Raw genomic sequence first — 17,822 nt, forward strand, 5'->3', positions numbered from 1 at the left:
ACTCTTCCTCGTCTTTTCATTACTTTTTAAACAGCTTCACCAGCCTCTGCCAGAAGGTAAGCGGCTCTTCTACAGTCTCCGCTTTCTCTTTCTCAGGCAGTTTGATGCCTTCTGTTTTCATCACGAACTGTACCAGGCCGATGTTCGTATTTTTATCGGAAACAAAGGATAATGGCGTAAAATCGCTTCCTGCAAAATCATTCACCACTTTGTCTATTTCATCATCAATCTGTGTATCAATATCTGAGGTTTTATCCTTGAACTCATCCGTCCCTTCCTTCAGATCCTTTACACCATCCGCCAGATCCTGCGTGCCGGTGAGAAAATCTCCTGTACCGTCCGCAAGCTGGCTGGTCCCGTCTTTCAGATCATCGGCAGCATCGGTCAGCTCCTTTGCACCGTCCGCCAGGCCTGATACGCCATCCGCCAGATCCCTGGTGCCATCCGCAAGCTCTTTTCCGCCATCATTCAATTCGGTCACTCCCGACTGCAGCTGGCTGGTGCCGTCCGCGAGCTGGCCGATGCCGTCAGAAAGAGCCTTGGCACCGTCTGCCAGGGCAGCCACGCCGTCCGCCAGAGCGGAGGAGCCTGCGGTAAGCTGGCCCAGTTGTTCTTTTGTGGTCGGATTATTGAGCTTCTCATTTAGAGTATCCATTACCTGGTATGCGCCCAGAAGCTGTGCCATACCTAATCTTGCCTTTAATAAATCAGAAATTATTTCAGTAATACTCTGTGAACTCAGATTATCTGTATAAGACGCTGTTCTAATCACATTTCCTGTATTCCGCAAAGGATATCCGTTCCTGTAATTTAATGAAACAAGAGAATATGCGCTGTATCTTTTTTCATATCTAATGTCCTCAATCGTTTCTTCTCTTTGCCCGCCACCACTTATAGTTGTTTCCTGTACCTTTTCGGTCACCTTCGGCTTTTCCGTTTCACTTTGCTTCTGCACTTCTTCCTCTGAAACTGCCTCCGCGCTGTCAGTCCCGGTTTGTTCCTCTGACGTCTGCGTCTCCTTCTGTGATTCTGCGCTTTCTGTCACCGTACTATTTTCATTTTCCTGAGATTCCTGCGTTTCCTGAGTTTCCTGAGATTCCTGCATCCCACCGTTTTCCCCTGCTTCTGTTTCTTCTGCAGTTTCCTCAGTCTCCCCGGCAGATTCCGCTTCCGGATTTTCCTCCTTCAGTACCGTATTTTCCGAAACACCACTCTGCGGTACTTTGCTTTCTTTTTCCGTGTTATCCGGGCTGCCCATCGCTTCAAGCCGCTTGAGTAAATCTTCCACCATTTTATCCATGTCGCCTGATAACTGCTTTATCTGTTCTTCTACCGTGCCCTCCTTCAGTTGATAGTCAGGATTGATTTTTATCATAAACGGAAGCAGCTTATCAATAAGCATCTGTCCCTGGCTGTCCAGCTCCGTTGTATTTCCCATGCTCCCAATCATCCCGACAAAGGTACTGATCCCTTCGCTCAGCTGCCCTGCGCCGCTCTTCAGCTTATCCGCGCCCTCCGCCAGCTTCTTCGCCCCGGCCGCCGCGCCTTCGTCGCCGCTGTAGCCTCCGGCCAGCTTATCCACGCCCTCCTTCAGGGAACTGATACCGTCGGACAGCTGGGTGGCTCCATCGGACAGATCATCAGTTCCGTCCTTCAGTGTATCAATGCCATCCCCCAGGGAATGAGCGCCATCGGAATAGCTTTCAATGCCCTCCTTCAGGCTGTTTGCCCCATCATGCAGATCTGAAGCGCCGTCTTTTAACGCGCCCGCGCCGTCATACAGCTCGGCTGCACCATCGGAGAATTCATCCGCCGCGTCCTTGATATCCCCCGTTTTCTCGGTGAGGCTGTCCATGGAGAGACTGTCTCTGTCCAGATCAAAGGACATGGGTACACCCTGAAAGCTGATGGGATCCATGGTGAAATCCAGCACATCCGCCGTAATTACAATATCTTTTTCCTGTCCCGCCATAATATTGTACACCAGCTGCTTGGAAGCTCCCACATTGCCCACAGTTGCCCCGGCGGCCTGCAGACGGCTGCATTTATCCATATCCATGGTCACGGTCGCCTGAAGAAGGTAATTCTCAAAAAAGTCTTCCTCCACCTGATCGTTTTTCCCGATGTGAATGGTAATTTTAAGAGAGCCGTTCTGTCCGGCCAGCTCATCGGCGTCCATTCCCTTACCATCCAGATAATAATGAATAGAAATCTCCCAGGGAAGCTCCTTTGTCTTCAGATTCCCCTGATAGAAAAATTTTCCTTCCGGCGCTGCGGTGGTAATGGTATCCCCTTTTTTATTAATTTCCGCATCCGTGGTAAGGTTTTTAACCGAATCGTATTTTCCGTAATCCACAATATCCGTTTCCTTATCCAGAAGGTAAGCGTTAACCACATATATACCGTCCACGCTTCCGTCCTGGTTAAGATTTGCATACACATTTTCATCCTTCTGTGTATTCGGAACCGCTGCCGACGCAGAAATACCGCTGCCAAGCACCATTGCCGCCGACAGGATATATGCTGTAATTTTTACGGCCATGCCATGCTGTTTTTTTCTCATATACACTCCTATCTGTGCGCCCGGCGCACATTCTTTCCAGCTGCTTTGCGCAGCAGGCAGTCCCCCGGCGCGCAGCTGCGATACTTTCTTTCGTTCCTTCCGCTCAATCCTTCTTTTCAGGCTCAGCCCTGTAAAATCTGCAGTGCAGCGTTGTTTTCCTGATAACGCCGTCAAACAGGAGCAGCAACGTAGGCAATACGAAAATAACCAGCACAAACGACAGAGCCGCCCCCCGTCCGATCAGGATTCCCAACTGGCTTAAAACGCCGTTGGTGGAAACCTTTCCCAGGATTACCCCGGCCAGCGTCAGCACCGCCGCCGAGGTCAGTATGGAAACCGTGCAGACACGCAACGTTTCCCTTGCGGCTTCCTTCCCGGGCATTACCCTGCGGAATTCCATATATCTGTCGGAAAACAGGATGGCATAGTCAATGGTCGCCCCCAGCTGTACCGTGCTGATGATCAGATATCCTATATAGAACAGGGTCTGCCCCTGAAAATACGGGATTCCCAGATTAATCCAGATAGAGGATTCAATCACCAGGGTCAGGATTACCGGCAGGGTCAGGGACTTGAAATTCACGAGCAGAATAAGGAAAACAAAGGCAATGGCCAGGAAGTTCACTCTTGCATTATCCTGGGTAATGGTTGTTTTCAGATCCTCCGTGCTTACCAGATTCCCTGCATATTGTATTTTATCTCCATAATATTTCTCACCGATGTTGCGGATGTCATTTATTTTTTCATACCAGTCCGCATCCTTTTCCGCCGCCTCCAGCGTGATGACAAACCGGCTGTAATGGGCCGAGTACAGCTTGGATACCGTTTCTGTGGGAAGGAATGAATCCGGGATTGTATTACCCACCGAATTCACGTAGGAAACCACGCTGGTTACGTAGTCCAGCTTTTTCAGTTCCTCATTCATGGAGATTTCCTTCTCCATATCCCCTTTGGGAACCATAAGCACCACCGGATTGGAGGGGCCGTACATGCTGTTGATGGCCTGCATATCCCTTCCCATCTGCGTAGCCTCCGTGCTGTACACCTCGCTTCCGCCGTAAAAAAAGTCGTTGTTCTGCTGTCCCAGGAAAGAGGCGGGAAGCAGCAGCACAATCAGCGCCAGCACAGGAAAACGTATTTTCATGACAACCGCGGCAAATTTATCAAACTTCGGCACAAAGCTGCGGTGCTGTGTCCTGTCTATCAGACGGTAGGTGACAATCGCCAGGGCGGGCAGAAAACAGAGCACGCTCAGCAGGCTGAAGGCGATGGCCTTGGACATCACCCAGCCCATATCCGGCCCGATTTTAAACCGCATGAGCACCAGGGCCAGGAAGCCTGTAACTGTGGTAAGCCCGCTGGAAAGGATGCTTCCCACGGACTGCTGTACCGCTTCCGTCATGGCCTTCTCCACCGGCAGGCCGCCGCTCCGGTTTTCAGCAAAACGGTGCAGAAGGAAGATGGAATAATCCATGGACACCGCCAGCTGCAGCACACTTCCGGCAGCGTTTGTCACAAAGGAAATGGTGCCGAACATCAGATTGGTTCCCCGGTTCAGCAGAATAGCCACGCCTATGGTAATCATAAACAGCACCGGCTCAAACCAGGAATCCGTCGTCAGTATGAGTATCAGAAAAATGATGGGGACGGCCAGCAGCATGATCTGCTGTACCTCCCTGGAGGTGTTCACAGGCGCAAGCACGGAGGTCACTGCCGAGCCCTCCATACAGTTTTCCCCGCCGATAATCTGCCTTACCGCAGGGATTACGCTTTCTCCCTTCGCTTCATCCACGGTAACGCTGAACAGGGCGTTTCCGTCCTTGTACCAGTCGTCTGTAATCTTTTGCTCCACTGTTTCAAGAGGCTCATAAATATCTGCGGCATCATCCAGCCAGTTGATTTCCTCCACGCCGTCTACAGCGGCGATTTGTGCCTTGACAGCCAGCGCCTGGGGAATGGTAACATCATAAACAAGCACGCGCATATTCGGGACGGACTGGCTGTATTCGTCCTCCATGACCTCCAGCGCCCTGGTGGAGGCGGACTTATCGGGCAGGTAATCTGCGAAATCATAATTTACCCCCACCAGGCCGGAAAGGACGGCACACAGGAGGGCTCCTAAAACGAATACACCGATAATCAGTTTTTTATGTCTCAGCAGGAATTGGGTATACCGTTCCATTTTTTGCTCCCATCTGCCCGCGTTGGCGGGCATGTATTTAAGCGATATACAAATCAGGCCGCCGGAAGCGCTCTTCCTTCAGCTTCTTTTTTATTCAACTCTATTTTATTAATCAACAGCTGTTGATTTTCTTATTAAAAGAAATTATAGTAATTTAAGGGGATAAATTCAATAGTCAGTGTTTTTCTTCGTGTTTGATAATGAACACTTTCGCATTTTGTGTTAATTTTTTATAATCTTTTAAGATTTGCGCCTGTGGGCATGGTTTTGGGAAAAGGAGGGGTTTTATGAAAATGGAAAAGGTTGACCGCCGGGTCCGGAAAACAAAAGCGCGGCTGACAGAGGTCCTGCTGACGCTTATGAAGGAAAAAGAGGTCAAGGATATTTCCGTAAAGGAGCTTTCCGATCTTGCGGATATCAACCGGGGCACCTTTTACCTGCATTACAGGGACGTTTACGACATGCTGGACTCCGTGGAGGACGAGTTGTTCTGCCAGTTCAGCGAAATCCTGAACCGGGATTTCACCGCCATACAGGAGGACAGTCTCTACAGCGTCCTGGAAGACGTATTTTCATTCCTTTATGAAAATATGCAGGCCGGCCAGGTACTCATGGGCGCCCATGGCGATCTGGCTTTCATCAACCGTATGAAGGGTCTGGTCAAGGAACGTATTCTCCAGGTATGGAACCGGAGCAGCCAACCCTCACAGGCCTTTGATTACTACTATTCCTTCCTCGTATCGGGCTGCATCGGCCTGATTGAAGCCTGGCTGAATAAGGATGCGCCGGAGCCCCCGAAGCAGATTGCGGCACTGGCAGGCGACATGATTAAACGGGGCCTTGTCACTCCCATTTTTTGAAAAGGAACCAGCCTCTCTCCGGCAGAATACCGTTTTCCCGTAAAAAGACAAAAAGCTTCCTGCCCGGGCAGATAATCCATATCTGCGTCCAGGGCAGTAAGCCTTTCTTAAACCGACAGCCGCCTGCTTCAAACAGGCACTGCATCCGGCTGCTGCTTCTCTTTCCCGGGCTTCTGCCGGCGTATTACACTGGCAGAGAACCATGAAAGGCGGCCTGACCGTCATAGGTTCTGCGCCATAAATGCCTGCATTTCCTGGCACGCCACTTCTTCATCCTCCCCGGAAATCTGTAAGTGAAGCCGGTCTCCATACTGGATATTCATATGGAGGATGCCGAGCAGCTTCTTCAGGTTGCCGCCCTTATCCCCATTCGTGAGTATGATGTCGCTCTCAAAATCTCTCACGAGATGCATCAATACTCCAGCCACACGCGGGTGCAGCCCAACAATTGACTTTACAGTGTAATCAAATTCCCTCATTAGAATGCCCTCCATAATGCCCCTTGTTACACAAACATTATATCATATGCATGCACATTGTACAAGCATCACTGCTGTCCATCGTCAATTTTTTGTTTATTTTTACATTTTTCTTACACTCTCAAAGTTGTATTGTGCATTTTTGTCAGATAGCCGCGATTCTGTCCCGCAGCTCCACCATTTTCTGATCCAGTTCCTCCACAATCTGTGCGTATTCATACAATTCCTGGCCGATCAGCTTCGCTTCTTTCAATCCCCGTTTATAAATCAGCTGGTGGTCCAGTCCCGCCCAGAAATCCATGGCCGCCGTGCGCAGCTGTATTTCCGCCCTTCTCCACAGCTCCTCCCCCTGAAAATAAATGGGCACCTCCACAATAAGGTGAAGGCTGCGGTAGCCGGATCTCTTTGGCTCCTGCAGATAGTCCTTTACCTTCACTGTACGCACATCCCGGTGCTGCTCCAGCGCTTTTGCCACAAGATATAAATCATCCATAAAGGAGCATACGGCACGGACACCCACAATATCGTTGATTTTTTCCTGGGCCATGTCATAGGTTTCTTCATATCCTTTTTTGCGCAGCTTTGCACGGATGCTCTCCGGTGCCTTAATGCGCCCGGAGGTCTGCACAATAATATTCCTGTCGTACTTCATGCTCAGCTCCGCATTGATGATATCCAGCTTGGCGAGCAGCATGCTGATAACGCATCTGCTTTTCACCATAAATTCGTCGCCGGTAAATCTGTTCAGACTTTGTTCCTTCCCGATTTCCGTAGCTGACTTCTCCTTTCATTGCCGCATTTTCCGGCGGCTGCATCTATTTATTTCCGCGGGCAACGAGCCAGGAAGCCATGCCTGCATGGATATTGGGCGGCTGCCGCGAGGGTCAGATAGCCCGTTGCCTGTAACGGGCTATCTGATTTTAACAACTCTTATTGATATGTACTACCGCCCGGCTGTAAATATGATGTATAAAGGATGTAAAGGTATAAAAATTAGTTTTTTTGTGTATCAGGACTACTTAACAAACTAAAAAACGCATGGATATTGCATTTTGGAGGATAGTAATATCGATCCCTTACCATGTTTTGCTGACTATCCAAAATTATATTGCACAGGACATTCTTACCACAAACTTCATTCCCCATAAACACTCCTTTTTATTCCGGTCTTGGTTTATTTGGCTTTGGTTTTCCGTTCTCATCTCTGTTTATGGGCATGGCTTTGAGATGGAATTTGATACATCCGTCAGCGCACGGGATATCCATTTCATACTTTTCCTTTAAGCCTCTGTATGTAAAGTCGCCGCCACATCTGATAACCTCGCACCATGTGTATAACTGTGCCATTGTTTTTGGGCACATCCCGGCAGGGCATTCATACGAAAAGATAAACTTATCCCCTTTTTCTAACCCAAGTCTGCAATGCCCGGCTTTTCCTTCGGTAACTGTTAATTCAAATCCCCAATCCTCGGTAACCCATTTTTGCATAGTTAACCCCCTATTATATAAATTTTCTTCGTTATAAATTCCCTGTTATTTTTTGAGTGGCCTACACAAATTTTGCTTAAAACAATTGTATCATATCTTTTACCGGCTTCCCATTTTATTTCTTATAAAAATAAATAGCCTTATGCCAAAAACAATGTGGGTTTGGGAGTTTTCTGAACAACTTATTTTTAGGAAGTGTGCCTCACTCCTGTGCTTGCTCTTCCAAAAGTTACGTTGAAAAAGACCGAAGAAGGTTTCTTTACCTTCCCCGGCCATTTTCTCCTCTGTTTGCGATTGTGTCAGTCCTCCAGACTGCTTATCATCAGGTTCCTCATTCTGCGTACCACCGAAGTAAGTCCCGCATCCGTTTTCTGCATCATGAACAGCATGGTCATGCCCGCCGCCGGATCGTTGGCAAAATAGCAGCCCAGCCAGCCGTCCCAGCCATATTCTCCCACATGGTTCAGTGTTGCCGACTGTCCGGGATCTACCATCACACGCATCAGGTTTCCATAGCTGAAGCCGGGCATGTTGGCAAAATTCCTTCCGAACGCTTCCCTCTGTACCTGAGTGAGCTGCCCTGCCGTCATAAAGCGCACGGTGGCAGGCTGCAGAATCCTTCTTCCGTCCAGCTCCCCTTCGTTTAAAAGCATCTGGGCAAACCGGGCGTAGTCGTCAATGGTGGAAACAAGGCCCGCACCGCCCGATTCAAAGGCAGGCTGCCTGTCCATGGCATTGATGATTCCAAGATGGTTCTGTGTATATCTTTCCAGCTCTCCCGCAGCATTCAGGCGGTAAGCTGCAGCCAGGCGATCTCTTTTTTCCTCCGGCACGAAGAAGCCGGTATCTTTCATTTCCAACGGTTCAAAGATATTCTTCTTCAGAAATTCCCCGAAGGTCATGCCGGCAGCCGCTTCCACCACCGCGCCCAGCACATCCGCCGAGGTTCCGTACAGCCAGGAGCTTCCGGGCTGAAACGCCAGCGGGCCTTTGCCCAGCGCCCCTGCTATCTCCGCCGTAGTCATCGCCTGATCTGTAAGAAGCCTTTCATCCACCTGACGGAACAGCTCGGTGACATACGCTCCTGTCAGCCCCGGATTTCCGTTATACATCAGTCCTGAGGTCATGCCCAGCAAATCCTTTACCGTGACCTCCCTGACCGCAGGCACCAGCCTTCCGTTCTCCTCCACCAGCTGTCCGGAAAATTCTGGAAGATATCTGGAAACCGGCTCCGCCAGATCCAGCTGTCCCCTCTCAAACAGCACCATGGCTGCTGCCGCCGTAACAGGCTTGCTCATGGAATACAGCCTGTAAATATGATCCCTGCGGACGGCCTCTCCCTTTTCCCGATCCGCCATACCGGCCTGCAGATAGCAAAGCTCCTCTCCATGCTGTCTGACGAGCAGGCTTCCACCCGCCAGTTCCTTCGCCGCAACAGCCTCTTCCAGTATCTCCTGCATCCGATTCATCAATTCTGCTTTCATTTCTCTGCATCCTTCCCCTTATATCAATTTATTTCTGTCCTATTTTCTCACAAAACAGGCATAAAGAAAAGACCTGTCTTATGTACACCCATAAAAAATCCCGCTCCGGATTACTGCATATGTCCCAGTCAGATTTCTGCCAGCGCCGCTCCTACGGAACAGGATTCCGCAAAACACACCGTCCGCAACACTGTCCGCACGACGCGGCAGTTTTATGGCTTCACTGCAATTTTCATCACATGCTCTTTCTTATTCTCAAATATATCATATGCCTCCATCACCTGATCCAGCGTAAATCTATGGGTTATCAGACAGGTGGTATCAAGGCGTCCCTCCGCAATCAGGCGCAGGATTTCATCACAGGCATTGGCATCCACGCCACCGGTTTTAAAGGTCAGGTTCTTTCCGTACATATCCGGCAGGGGCAGCTGCTGCGCCTCTTCGTACATCGCCACAACGCATACCGTCCCATTAGGCCTTGCGGCCTCCCATGCCATACGGAAGGTATCTTCACCGCCGGCTGCTTCTATCACCACGTCAGCGCCCCTGCCCCCCGTCATGACGCGCACCGCTTCCACTGTATCCTCCTTCAGGGGATTGATTACCCGGTCCGCAAGCTTCCGGCTTCCGGCCAGCTCCAGACGCTCTTCGCTGATGTCCGCACAGATAATTGCCCCCGGCTCATACAGAGCCGCGCACATCAGCGTGCAAAGGCCGGTAGGGCCGGCTCCCAGCACGAGCACCGTATCTCCCTTTTTGATCTCGCTGATTTGGGCCGCCCAGTATCCGGTAGAAAGGATATCGCCGGTAAACAGCGCCTGTTCGTCGCTTACACCCTCCGGAATCAGATTCAGCCCGTTGTCCGCAAAGGGCACTCTCACGTACTCCGCCTGTCCTCCGTCAATCCGGCAGCCCAGCGCCCAGCCGCCGTGTTCATCTGTACAGTTATTGACGAAGCCCCTTTGACAGAAAAAACACTCTCCGCAGAAGGTTTCCACATTGACAGCCACTCTGTCCCCGGGCCTGCATTTCGTTACGGCAGGACCTGTTTCCACCACTTCGCCCACCATTTCATGTCCCACGATGGTTCCCGGCACCGCCCTGGGCACGCTCCCATGCTTGATATGGATATCGCTGGAGCAGATGGAACACAGTGTGATTTTCACAATGGCGTCCTTCGGATCCCGGAGCGACGGACGAGGGCGCTCCTCCAGGCTGAAAACCCCTTTTTCTTTATATACAACCGCCTTCATTTTTCTTATCTTCCTTTCTTCCTTACCTCAGACAGCCCTGCCGGCTTTTCCTGCCCAGACACCGGCAGCCTGGCCGCACAACGCTTATCCTTGCCATATAAAATCAAAAGCATGAAGCAGGCCATCAGCCCAGCCGCTGTCATAGGACGTATTTATCAGGACTGATGTCAGCTATGCCTTCATTCTATCACCGATATCCGATGATTTCCACCTTGAAAACGGCCTGCGGAATAAAATCCGCAGACCGTTTTCACTGTTACCATATTATTTTTTCCGGCCGGTTCATATGCCTTCCGCAAGGCTGAGGCTGTTTAAAATCACCGTCTCCACCTTTTCATCTTCCCTGTAGCCCTTTCTTCTCAGGACCTCATTTACCGCCTCCCTGAAATCCTCCATGGACAGCGTCACCTTTTCCTTGTTCTTCAGTACCAGGACGCAGCTATCCTGAAATTCACAGTTTTCCCCGCAGGAAATGCGGTACAGGTTCTTCCTGTCAATGGCGCCGATGTCTTCCAGCGTCTTTACCATGCGGTACACGGTGGCGATGCCGATGGAAGGATCCTCATGCACTGCCTTATAATAAATTTCCTTACAGCAAGAACATTCATCAGAGAGAATAATATCGATCAGCAGCTTCCTCTGATTGGTAACGCGGAAGCCGTTTCTTTTCAGCTCCTCCAGAATTCTCTCACGGCGGCCTGTTTTCTTCTTATATTGACTGTTATTATGTTTTGTCTGTATCATCCGTTCTACTCCTGTCTGCCCTGTTTTGCCTTATTCTGATTTACACTGCCATGGCAGGAACAGGAATGTGCACAGCCGCTGCAGCCACCGCAGCAGCCCTTTCCCGCCTTCTTATCCCGGATCATCACGCGGATTACCAGCGCAACCGCTATGATAAGGATAAGCGCTGTTATTATGGTTCCCATATTATTAATAAGGAATGTCATATGTTCCATCTCCTTTTTTTCTGTTGAGAATGGTTCTCAATTACCATCTTAAAGTTAGTATAGGCTAACTTAAATCCTTTGTCAAGAACATTCTTCATGGAGTTTCAATGGGTATAAACATTCTACATGGGTTTTCAAAAAGGGCTCCAAATAATTCAGCCCGGCGGCCAGCTTTCATTATGCGGGGCAAACTTCTCTTACACAGGAATACGTCAGATCTGCGGTGCGCCGATATTCCATACCTGTCTGCTGTTCTCTCCCAGGCCTATCATATGATCCGCCAGGCGGCACATCAGCCGGGCTTTTTCCTTCTGTACGCCCGGATCGTCCCAGAGATTATATTTTTCGTGAGGGTCATTGGACAGATCATAAAATTCCCCATAATCCCTGTTCTGATAGTAAATCAGCTTATAATGGCTGTCCCGTATGGCACGGATATCCCTGGCTTCCATATAGATATCCTCCCACAGCTCCTTTCCGTCCCCCTGATAGAACTGGGTCAGGCTGCGGGGCGAAATATTTTCCGGCACCGGCAGGCCTGCCGCCGTCAGGAAGGTAGCTGCGATTTCCACAGAGCTGATAAAGGAATCTTCCGGATACCCCTTAAAATCCGCAACAGGCGGCTTGAGCAGGAACGGGACTCTCATCAGCGCCTCCGAACAGTACTGAGCCTTGGTAGCCACACCGAAATCGCCCATGTATTCCCCGTGATCCGAGGTGAACAGAATCAGGGTATCCTCATACATGCCGCGTTTTTTCAGCGTATCCAGCACTTCTCCGATTTTTCTGTCAATCAGCGTCATTTTAGCGTAATAGGCCTTTTTCATCAAACGGATATCCTCCGCCGTCAGCCCGTCCGGCGAAGTATGGTTTTTCAGATCCAGCTGTCCGAACTTTTTCGCGATGTCCAGATAATGGGGCGGTTTATTAAAAATATCCCTGATATTGGTATCCGGAAGCTCCATTTCCTCCTCATGATATCCTTCCGCATCCGGCAGTCCGATGCCGTCAAAGGGCATATGCGGCCCCGGGAAGGAAAGCGTCAGGAACCAGGGGCGATCCGCCGGAGCTTCCTTTTCCAGCCACTGCTTACCCCTGGTGCCGATATAGGAATCCACATGGTATTTTTCATCCGCAAAGAACTCATAAATACCCTTATCATTAATCTGGCGGTAAAGCTGGCTCCCTTCCGTAAATCCATTTTCCATCAGATAGGTTACATAGCTTGACACCCGGTCGGACACCGTTTTATTTGCAGGCTGTCCGAAATAGCCCTCAGTTATCTTATCGCTGATTACCTCTGGCGGAAAATGCTCATCCACGATATCCTCATAATCGTATCCCTTCTCTATTTTGGATTTCCAGAAATGCTGCTTACCGATAACCGCCGTATAATAGCCCCCGTCCCTCAGAAGCTTCATAAAAGTGGTTTCCTTTTCCGGCAGGAAACTCATATAGCCCGGCACGCCGCACTGGGAAGGGTATCTCCCCGTAAAAATAGCCGCCCTGGCCGGAATGCAGGACGGATTGGCGGTATAAGCGTTCAGAAAGCATACGCTCTCCCTTGCCATCGCATCCAGATGAGGCGTCAGGACCTGCGGATTTACATACCCCACCGCATCATAACGCTGCTCGTCGGTCATCAGGAACAAAATATTCGGTCTTTTTTTCATCATCCTTCTCCTTATTCTTTTCTATATTCGCTGTCTTTCATCTGCAGCCTGTATTAATTCCTGCGGCCTGTCCTTACCGGAAAATCCGCAGGGGTAGGAAAGCATGACACGCGTCCCCTCTCCCAGGATGCTTTCAATGGTAATGCCGTACTCCTCTCCGTAATACAATCTAAGCCGGTCATGGATATTTTTCAGCCCCACGTTCCCGTTTTCCGCGCCGTCGCGGCCTCCGGGAGGCTCCGCCAGCTTCCGCCTCACCTCTTCCAGCCTGGCCGGCTCCATTCCCACGCCATCATCTTCTACCTCGGCAAAAATAATATCCTCACGGCGGCGGATTTTCACGGAAATACAGCCTCCGCTCCCGCCTCTGCCCAGTCCATGGGAAATGGCATTTTCCACAATCGGCTGCAGGCATACCCTGATGATCTCCTCTTCCAGCAGTTCCTCCGGCACATCCACCAGACAGTCAATCCCGCCGCCGAAACGGGCATTTACGATTTTCATATAATTCTTAAGATTGCGCAGCTCCTCACCAATGGTGACGCCAAATCCCGGGCTGTGGGCAGCATAGCGGAACATGCCCGACAGGGCCACAATTACCTCGGATACCTGATACGCCCCGTAAATCTCCGACATGCTCTTTATCATATCCAGCGTATTGTACAGGAAATGAGGGTTGATCTGCATCTGCAGCGCCTTGATGGCGGCCTCGTTTTCCTTCAGCTGTGTCGTATAAACCTGATTGATCAGGCGGTCAATCTCCCCTGCCATATCATTAAAGGCCACACACATGTCCCCCAGCTCGTCATGGGTTTCCACCTGCGCCCGCACCTTGAAATCCCCTTCACGCACCTGCAAAAGGCTTTCCCGCAGCCTTTTGACCGGACGCACGATGGTTCTGGAAAAAAACAGGCTGGCTGCCAGAATAACGATGCCCGTCAGCCAGATAAAGGTCCCCGTCAGGCGGCTGAGCGCCCTTACATTCTCCTCCAGCCGTTCCAGCGTATCATAGAAAACGATGTGGATTCCCAGGTTTTCGATTCCATATTCCCATTTTACCAGACCCTTTCTGCCAGGCATCCGATCCTTCTGCGTAAGAAGCTGCGCGGTGTTTTCCATCTGCTCCAGCTCACCGTTTTTTGCATCAAAGCTGGTATAGAGAACCTTCTCTCCTTCCCGGATCAATATCCGGGTTTCCAGGACGGTGCCCAGCTCCGCAAACAGCTCATCGAATTTATTCCCGTCAAATACGATATACAGTATGCCCAGCGTCCCCTTGCGCGGGTCGGTATCATTCACCCTGCGGATATACACATATTTCCCGCTCCTGGATGAATCCAGTGACTCAATTGGCACCAGCACATGGTTTTTATAACGGTTGAGGGCAATCCTGTCGTCATACTGAAAGGGAATGACGTCCATATAGCCGCTGGAATTCATAATGTCCAGGTTGTCGCCATTGTGTCTGAGAAAAGTGACCTGATCCACATCGTCCAGGATATGGAACAGATCCAGATTCACCCGCACCTTCTTTTCCAGGAGCTGGCGGGCATTGTAATTATCAAGCGGCCCCACCGCGCCCCTGACAATGGCCTGTACGTCATTATCATAAAAAAGGTTGGAAATATACTCTATCTTTGTCAGATAATCCTCCAGCAGTATGGCCGTATTTTTTTCCGCCAGCTGGTTCAGCACCACGGCGTCCGACCGCAGCTTTTCGGAATATCTGGAATTGATGTAAAAATAAACAAGGCAGAGCGGAATCAGGGAAACGATCAGGAAGCACAGACACAGCTTCCTGTTCAGCCTGCTGCCAATCCATTTTTTCACATTTCCACCTCCCTGCCCGTTCCGTCTCTGCGCATCCGTTCCCGGTACTCCGTCGGCTTCATCCCCATAACGGAAGAAAAAACCCTGCTGAAATATTTTGCCTCCCTGAAGCCTACCCTGCTGCTGACAGCCGCCACCGGAAGCGCCGTATTTTCCAAAAGCGCCCTGGCCTGCTCCATGCGCACCGCCGTAAGGTAATCAATGAAATTACAGCCTGTCTCATCCTTGAATTTCTTGCTGAAATAGCTGGGATTCACGCCGTATTCATCCGCAATCTGCCCCAGGCTTAAATCCTGGGCATATTTTTCCCGAATCAGCAGCAATACCTTTCTCACAATATCGGAAACCGCCAGATATTCGTCCTCCTTCAGACAGGAAATCACCTTCCGGGTATAATCCTCAAACCGTTTACAGATGGACCGGATGCTGTAATGGTTCTTAATCCGGACGGACAGCTCATAGCCTTCTTCCATAAGGCTCAGATATTCCGTATCATTTTCCTTGCCGTAGCAGTCGTTGAGAAGCTTGATCACATCTCCTGTCAGGACAAAATAAAAATTCAGGCAGCCCGTCAGATCATAATCCCGCCTGACAAAAAGCTCCGCGCTCAGCCGGGAGCATTCCTCCAGCAGCGGCAGGCTCCGTGTCTGTATGGCGGAAAGGAATTCCGCATGCAGCTCCGACTCGGAAGGTATATGCTCCAGGGAGCGCAGCTTCTCCTCCCCTTCCTCCTCCAGATTCCCAATCAGCGCCTGCTTCGCTTCCTCCACAGCACAGTCCAGCCTGCTAAAATCATCGTGCGCCCTGCTCAGGCCGAATTCATATCTGTGCAAAATGCTTGCCAGCGCCGTCTCATTCACCGCAAAGCCTTCCGGGTGCTCAATTCCCGTGATCAGAATTGCCCAGGTAAAACGGTCTCTCTGGTGCAGGAATATCCGTTTTCCCGGACAGGCCTCCTCCATCTTTCTGCGCAGCGGTTCCCGGCTCAGCGCGGACTGCTCCAGCTGGCCTGTCTGAAGCAGGCCCAGTCTGTAAAAACCCGGATTTTCCTTTCTGCGCACAAAAAGCTCCGCCAGCTTTTCCTTGAGATCACTCTCCGGATTCTTCAGATATTCTGCCAGAACCACCTCCACGGTCCCTGCAAAATCGCTTGTTTCGCTTTCCCGCTGACGCTGCTCCTCCTCCAGAAGCCCTATGGCTTTTTCCACCGCCTCGTAGACCTTTTCCCGCTCCAGCGGCTTTAACAGATAGGCAAGCACATCCAGCTCGATGGCCTGCCTGGCATATTCAAATTCATCATAGCCTGAAATAATGATCGTTTTCGGCTTTTTCCTGCCCGATTCCTCCAGCTCCTTCAGCAGCGCAAGCCCGCTGGCCACCGGCATGTTGATATCGGTGATAAGGATATCGATCTGATCGGACTTCAGTTTTTCCAGCGCTTCTCCGCCGTTTTTACTGATTCCGGCCAGCTTTATGTCATAAGGGCTTTTAGCCAGCACATCTGCCAGCCATCGTCCCACCCAGTATTCGTCATCCGCAATCAATACCCTGTACATGAAAAAGCCCCCCTTACTGCCATTCTATCATCAGCGGGAAAGAGCCGCAAGAAATATTCCTGCGGCCCTTTCCCATCTGCCGGAAATCCCGGGATCCGGCTCCCCGCTTTTCTTTATTCTTTAATTCAATTTCAGGTTATTCTCTATCTGTGTATTCAGATCCTTAACCGCATTATCCACGGAATCCCCTGCCGCAATGTTGGCAGCATAGGTACGGGCATCCGCCCAGGGGCTGACCACTGCGGTATTGAAAGCGGAATCCACCCAGGGAACCATTCTGGCTGCCGCAAGACGCTCTGCCGCAGGCTCCACCACCGCATTGTCGGTGCTCTTGCCGTCTACGCGGGGGTTAAAGCTGTTCTGGCTTGCCACGTATGCATTCATGCTGTCCAGGCTGGTGAAGAATTCCACAAATTTTCTGGCCGCTTCTTTTTTCTCGGAAGCGCTGTTGATGCAGACACGGACGCCGGCATTAATCAGAATCAGGGAATCCTCATCCTGTACCGGGATGCCGCCCAATGTATAGTTCATATCCGGCGCGGCGTTCTCCAGACCTGCCACAAACCAGCTACCGCCCGGCATAAAGCCCGCTTCCCCTTTTGCAAATTCTGCAATATCATCCTGGCCCGGCGCATATACAAGCGCCTTGCTTCCGTCCATATAGCCCTTGGAAATCAGTTCCTCCACCACTTCATAGCCAGGTCTCATGACATCACCGAACATCAGCTCGCCGGTATTCATTTTAGCGATCTGCTCCATCTTATCCGGCGCCTGGTATACGGGGTCAAGGCTCTTTGCAATGGAAAAAATCGCCATGGCCGTCCCGTCCTTTGCGCCTGCCACGATGGGTGTCTTTCCTGCATCCTTCAGAATCTGGCAGTCTTCCAGGAACTCCTTGTAATTCTCAGGCGCCTTTTCAATTCCCACTTCATTCAGCACATCCATATTGGAGAACATGCCGAACACTGCAATTTCCATGCCCAGCCCGGGGATGCTGTCGTTGATTGTAAGCAGATCCTTTACCAGGCCGCTGTAATTTGCCACCACAGGCATATCCGTCAGATCCTCCACATAGCCTGCCTCCTGCATCTGGGGAAGGTAGTTGGGATTGGCAAAAAAAACATCATCGCCCTGGCCCGATGCCAGTCTGGCTGTCAAAACATCCTGATAACCGCCCGCATTGCTGATGCCTTCATAAACCACATGAATATCCGGGTTTTCCTTGTTGAACTGTTCGATTAAAGTTGGAATCGCGCCTTCCTCCGCACCGGTTTTGAAGCCGAATACCTTCAGCTCCGTTACCTCCCCCGTGCTTTCTGCGGGAGCCTGGCTTTCTTCCTGGGAAGCTTCTTTGGATGCTTCCGTGGTCTGCGCTGCATCCGGCTGTGCCGCGCTTTCCGCCGCAGGAGCTGAAGTCTTCTGTCCGCAGGCCGCCAGCAGGGATACCGTCATCACCGCCGCCATCATCAATGCTGTTTTTTTCTTTTTCATTCTGTTTCCTCCT

Annotated in this window: 14 protein-coding genes; 1 reads left to right on the top strand and 13 read right to left on the bottom strand. The window is 50.7% G+C overall.

Annotated features, from left to right (window positions below; translation table 11 throughout):
• Window positions 1-19: 19 nt before the first annotated feature.
• Together DXC51_RS19105 and DXC51_RS19110 are read right to left on the bottom strand one after the other, a co-directional pair.
• Window positions 20-2,563: a YhgE/Pip domain-containing protein gene (locus DXC51_RS19105; protein ID WP_117545187.1), complete on the bottom strand. Its 2,544-nt coding sequence runs from the start codon at window positions 2,561-2,563 to the stop codon at window positions 20-22.
• A 103-nt stretch (window positions 2,564-2,666) separates the two neighbouring features.
• A complete protein-coding gene (locus DXC51_RS19110) occupies window positions 2,667-4,745 on the bottom strand; it encodes an efflux RND transporter permease subunit (protein WP_117545215.1) in 2,079 nt (692 codons plus the stop codon).
• A 287-nt stretch (window positions 4,746-5,032) separates the two neighbouring features.
• Between DXC51_RS19110 and DXC51_RS19115 the strand changes: the two genes are divergently transcribed.
• A complete protein-coding gene (locus tag DXC51_RS19115; RefSeq protein ID WP_021638601.1) occupies window positions 5,033-5,605 on the top strand; it encodes a TetR/AcrR family transcriptional regulator in 573 nt (190 codons plus the stop codon).
• Window positions 5,606-5,826: 221 nt separating this feature from the next.
• On the opposite strand, the gene DXC51_RS19120 is transcribed toward DXC51_RS19115, so the two are convergent.
• From DXC51_RS19120 to DXC51_RS19170, 11 genes are all read right to left on the bottom strand, one after another.
• Entirely contained in the window at window positions 5,827-6,084 is a 258-nt protein-coding gene (locus tag DXC51_RS19120; RefSeq protein ID WP_025491177.1) for an HPr family phosphocarrier protein, read from the bottom strand.
• A 145-nt stretch (window positions 6,085-6,229) separates the two neighbouring features.
• The gene (locus DXC51_RS19125; RefSeq protein ID WP_025491176.1) at window positions 6,230-6,805 is read right to left on the bottom strand and encodes a GTP pyrophosphokinase; all 576 of its coding nucleotides are present in this window, start codon (window positions 6,803-6,805) and stop codon (window positions 6,230-6,232) included.
• 437 nt (window positions 6,806-7,242) lie between these two features.
• The gene (locus DXC51_RS19130; protein WP_021638596.1) at window positions 7,243-7,572 is read right to left on the bottom strand and encodes a TIGR04076 family protein; all 330 of its coding nucleotides are present in this window, start codon (window positions 7,570-7,572) and stop codon (window positions 7,243-7,245) included.
• Window positions 7,573-7,871: 299 nt separating this feature from the next.
• On the bottom strand, window positions 7,872-9,056 hold the full coding sequence (locus DXC51_RS19135) for a serine hydrolase domain-containing protein (protein WP_025491175.1): 1,185 nt from the start codon (window positions 9,054-9,056) through the stop codon (window positions 7,872-7,874).
• 212 nt (window positions 9,057-9,268) lie between these two features.
• Window positions 9,269-10,309 (bottom strand): alcohol dehydrogenase, encoded by a 1,041-nt coding sequence (locus DXC51_RS19140; protein ID WP_021638593.1) that lies wholly within the window; start codon window positions 10,307-10,309, stop codon window positions 9,269-9,271.
• Between the two features lie 282 nt (window positions 10,310-10,591).
• Entirely contained in the window at window positions 10,592-11,053 is a 462-nt protein-coding gene (locus DXC51_RS19145) for a transcriptional repressor (RefSeq protein WP_021638590.1), read from the bottom strand.
• Window positions 11,054-11,058: 5 nt separating this feature from the next.
• A complete protein-coding gene (locus DXC51_RS19150; RefSeq protein ID WP_021638589.1) occupies window positions 11,059-11,259 on the bottom strand; it encodes a FeoB-associated Cys-rich membrane protein in 201 nt (66 codons plus the stop codon).
• A 212-nt stretch (window positions 11,260-11,471) separates the two neighbouring features.
• Window positions 11,472-12,935 (bottom strand): sulfatase family protein, encoded by a 1,464-nt coding sequence (locus tag DXC51_RS19155; protein WP_117545188.1) that lies wholly within the window; start codon window positions 12,933-12,935, stop codon window positions 11,472-11,474.
• 18 nt (window positions 12,936-12,953) lie between these two features.
• Complete coding sequence (locus tag DXC51_RS19160; RefSeq protein ID WP_021638586.1) at window positions 12,954-14,762, bottom strand: sensor histidine kinase; 1,809 nt, start codon at window positions 14,760-14,762, stop codon at window positions 12,954-12,956.
• Complete coding sequence (locus tag DXC51_RS19165) at window positions 14,759-16,318, bottom strand: response regulator transcription factor (RefSeq protein ID WP_021638585.1); 1,560 nt, start codon at window positions 16,316-16,318, stop codon at window positions 14,759-14,761. Before DXC51_RS19165 ends, DXC51_RS19160 begins: the two co-directional genes overlap by 4 nt.
• A gap of 120 nt (window positions 16,319-16,438) precedes the next feature.
• The gene (locus DXC51_RS19170; RefSeq protein WP_021638583.1) at window positions 16,439-17,809 is read right to left on the bottom strand and encodes an ABC transporter substrate-binding protein; all 1,371 of its coding nucleotides are present in this window, start codon (window positions 17,807-17,809) and stop codon (window positions 16,439-16,441) included.
• Window positions 17,810-17,822: the final 13 nt, after the last annotated feature.

This window comes from Eisenbergiella massiliensis (assembly GCF_003435485.1).

What these genes read in the sequence shown, in the direction of transcription:
- DXC51_RS19105 (WP_117545187.1), bottom strand. Translation starts at nt 2,563, where the DNA reads ATGAGAAAAAAACAGCATGGCATGGCCGTAAAAATTACAGCATATATC.
- DXC51_RS19155 (WP_117545188.1), bottom strand. Translation starts at nt 12,935, where the DNA reads ATGATGAAAAAAAGACCGAATATTTTGTTCCTGATGACCGACGAGCAG.
- DXC51_RS19120 (WP_025491177.1), bottom strand. Translation starts at nt 6,084, where the DNA reads ATGAGGGAATTTGATTACACTGTAAAGTCAATTGTTGGGCTGCACCCG.
- DXC51_RS19150 (WP_021638589.1), bottom strand. Translation starts at nt 11,259, where the DNA reads ATGACATTCCTTATTAATAATATGGGAACCATAATAACAGCGCTTATC.
- DXC51_RS19130 (WP_021638596.1), bottom strand. Translation starts at nt 7,572, where the DNA reads ATGCAAAAATGGGTTACCGAGGATTGGGGATTTGAATTAACAGTTACC.
- DXC51_RS19115 (WP_021638601.1), top strand. Translation starts at nt 5,033, where the DNA reads ATGAAAATGGAAAAGGTTGACCGCCGGGTCCGGAAAACAAAAGCGCGG.
- DXC51_RS19125 (WP_025491176.1), bottom strand. Translation starts at nt 6,805, where the DNA reads ATGGTGAAAAGCAGATGCGTTATCAGCATGCTGCTCGCCAAGCTGGAT.
- DXC51_RS19145 (WP_021638590.1), bottom strand. Translation starts at nt 11,053, where the DNA reads ATGATACAGACAAAACATAATAACAGTCAATATAAGAAGAAAACAGGC.
- DXC51_RS19110 (WP_117545215.1), bottom strand. Translation starts at nt 4,745, where the DNA reads ATGGAACGGTATACCCAATTCCTGCTGAGACATAAAAAACTGATTATC.
- DXC51_RS19135 (WP_025491175.1), bottom strand. Translation starts at nt 9,056, where the DNA reads ATGAAAGCAGAATTGATGAATCGGATGCAGGAGATACTGGAAGAGGCT.
- DXC51_RS19170 (WP_021638583.1), bottom strand. Translation starts at nt 17,809, where the DNA reads ATGAAAAAGAAAAAAACAGCATTGATGATGGCGGCGGTGATGACGGTA.
- DXC51_RS19165 (WP_021638585.1), bottom strand. Translation starts at nt 16,318, where the DNA reads ATGTACAGGGTATTGATTGCGGATGACGAATACTGGGTGGGACGATGG.
- DXC51_RS19140 (WP_021638593.1), bottom strand. Translation starts at nt 10,309, where the DNA reads ATGAAGGCGGTTGTATATAAAGAAAAAGGGGTTTTCAGCCTGGAGGAG.